The organism is Streptomyces cellostaticus (genome assembly GCF_001513965.1).
Taxonomy (GTDB): Bacteria; Actinomycetota; Actinomycetes; order Streptomycetales; family Streptomycetaceae; genus Streptomyces; species Streptomyces cellostaticus.
The window spans coordinates 5,974-7,692 of sequence record NZ_KQ948054.1 but is presented as its reverse complement, the minus strand read 5'-3'; the positions used below and the strand labels follow the sequence as shown (position 1 = coordinate 7,692).

The window sequence follows — 1,719 nt, the reverse complement described above, 5'->3', positions numbered from 1 at the left end:
CGCCTGGTGTTCTTCGCGCTGGAGGACGACGGCCGGGTCCGGAAGATCACCACGAGCGGGATCTCATGGCGGCGCCGCGCCTACATCGCGCCGTGGATGGCCGGGCACGTCGGCATGCGGGTCCGGCTGCGGTATCTGCCGCACTACGACGGGCAGATCGAGGTGTTCTCCACCGAGGAGTGGGGCCGGCATCTGGGCAGCGCCTATCTGGCCCAGGCGGCGACGCTGGAGCAGCGCCGTGCGCTGAGTTCGGTCAGGGAGAAGAAGGCCCGCGCGCTGAAAGCGGATCTGAAAGCGGCGGAGAAGCTGCGCAAGGCCCGCTACACCGCTACGACGACGGCTGCTGTGCCCCGTCCGCGTCGTTCTGTCACCTCTGGTCAGGCCGAGGCGGAGATCGCCCGGTCAAGGGCAGTGGATTTGGCGGCGCGGGCGCTGCCGGACCTGATCCCTCCCCGGGAGCCCCCAGCCTCCTGGGCTCGTCCGGTTGTCCGTCCTCGTCGTGCGGCCAGCCCGCAGGCGGATGCCGGGCAGGCAGCCGAAGACGGGCCGTCTGGAGTGGGCGGTGCACGTGACGACAGCGGGGAGCGTTGAGCGATGGTGACTGCTGAGCGACAGGGCCGGCTGCCCCGTGAGCGGGAGGACCACTTCATGCGCCTGCCGGGCGCCCAGGTGGTCTCCACGCGTGCCCTGCTGATGGTGCGGGAGAACATCCGTGCCGCGATCGAGGCGCGGGCGATGATCTGTATCTACGGGCAGGCGGGCCGGGGCAAGTCGTTGGCGGTGAACACCTCGCTGCGTGAGCTCGCGCCGAAGCTGACACGCCGCATCCAGTTCCGCTCCCGCCCCTCGACCCGTGACCTGCGCCACGAGTTGTTCCATGCTCTGGGCTTGCAGGGCCGCCCGCCGGGGCAGCCGATTGAGTTCGACCGGATGCTGCGCGGCGCCCTGGAGGAGACGCACGTCCTGGTCTGTGACGAGGCGCAGTGGCTGCCGAAGATGTGCTTCGAGTATCTGCGCTATTTGTGGGATGACATCGGCTCGGACCTGACGATCGTGTTCACGGGCGGTGACGGCTGTTTCGAGATGCTGCAGAGCGAGCCGATGCTGGAGTCCCGCGTGTACGCGTGGCAGGAGATCGAGCCGATGCCGCTGGAGGAGGTCCTCACCGTCATCCCGGCCTTTCATCCCGTGTGGGCGGACGCGGATCCGGACCTGATCGCGATGTGCGATGACGAGGCCGCGCACGGGAACTTCCGGGCCTGGGCGAAGATCACCCATCACCTGACCGCCGGGATGAAGGAGTCCGGGCGGATCCTGGACGAGGACTTGCTGCGCTGGTCCTACAGCAAGCTGCGTCAGCGCCAGCGCCCGGTGGTGGCCTGAGGTGCTGGACTGCCCGAACCCGCCGCCGGTCACGGTGGTCCTGGACCCGTACGACGACGTGGTCCACACCCGGGCTGCCCTGGCCTCCCACGCCCCGCAGCACGGACGCCTCACCGTGCATCCGACCCCGGGCACCGACGCCGCGATCGCACTCGCCTACGACATCCTCGCCGCCCTGGGCAAGCCGGTCCCCGTGGCCGGCTACCGCCACCTCGACCCGGCCCCGGCCTGGTCGATCACGGCCGCCTGGATCTTGACCACCCCCATCACCCACCTGACCTTGCTGCGCGCCCACCTGCTCACCCCGCACCGCTTCAGAGACCTCCTCACCCTGCG

Annotated in this window: 2 protein-coding genes and 1 pseudogene; all 3 read left to right on the top strand. The window is 69.7% G+C overall.

The window, feature by feature from the left end; all coding sequences use genetic code 11:
- On the top strand, positions 1-591 hold a 591-nt coding region (locus AQI88_RS38765; protein WP_244184543.1), incomplete at its 5' end, for a Mu transposase C-terminal domain-containing protein.
- A gap of 3 nt (positions 592-594) precedes the next feature.
- The gene (locus tag AQI88_RS38760; RefSeq protein WP_067009569.1) at positions 595-1,383 is read left to right on the top strand and encodes an AAA family ATPase; all 789 of its coding nucleotides are present in this window, start codon (positions 595-597) and stop codon (positions 1,381-1,383) included.
- 1 nt (position 1,384) lies between these two features.
- A pseudogene (locus AQI88_RS38755) lies at positions 1,385-1,719 on the top strand (hypothetical protein); the annotation flags it as partial.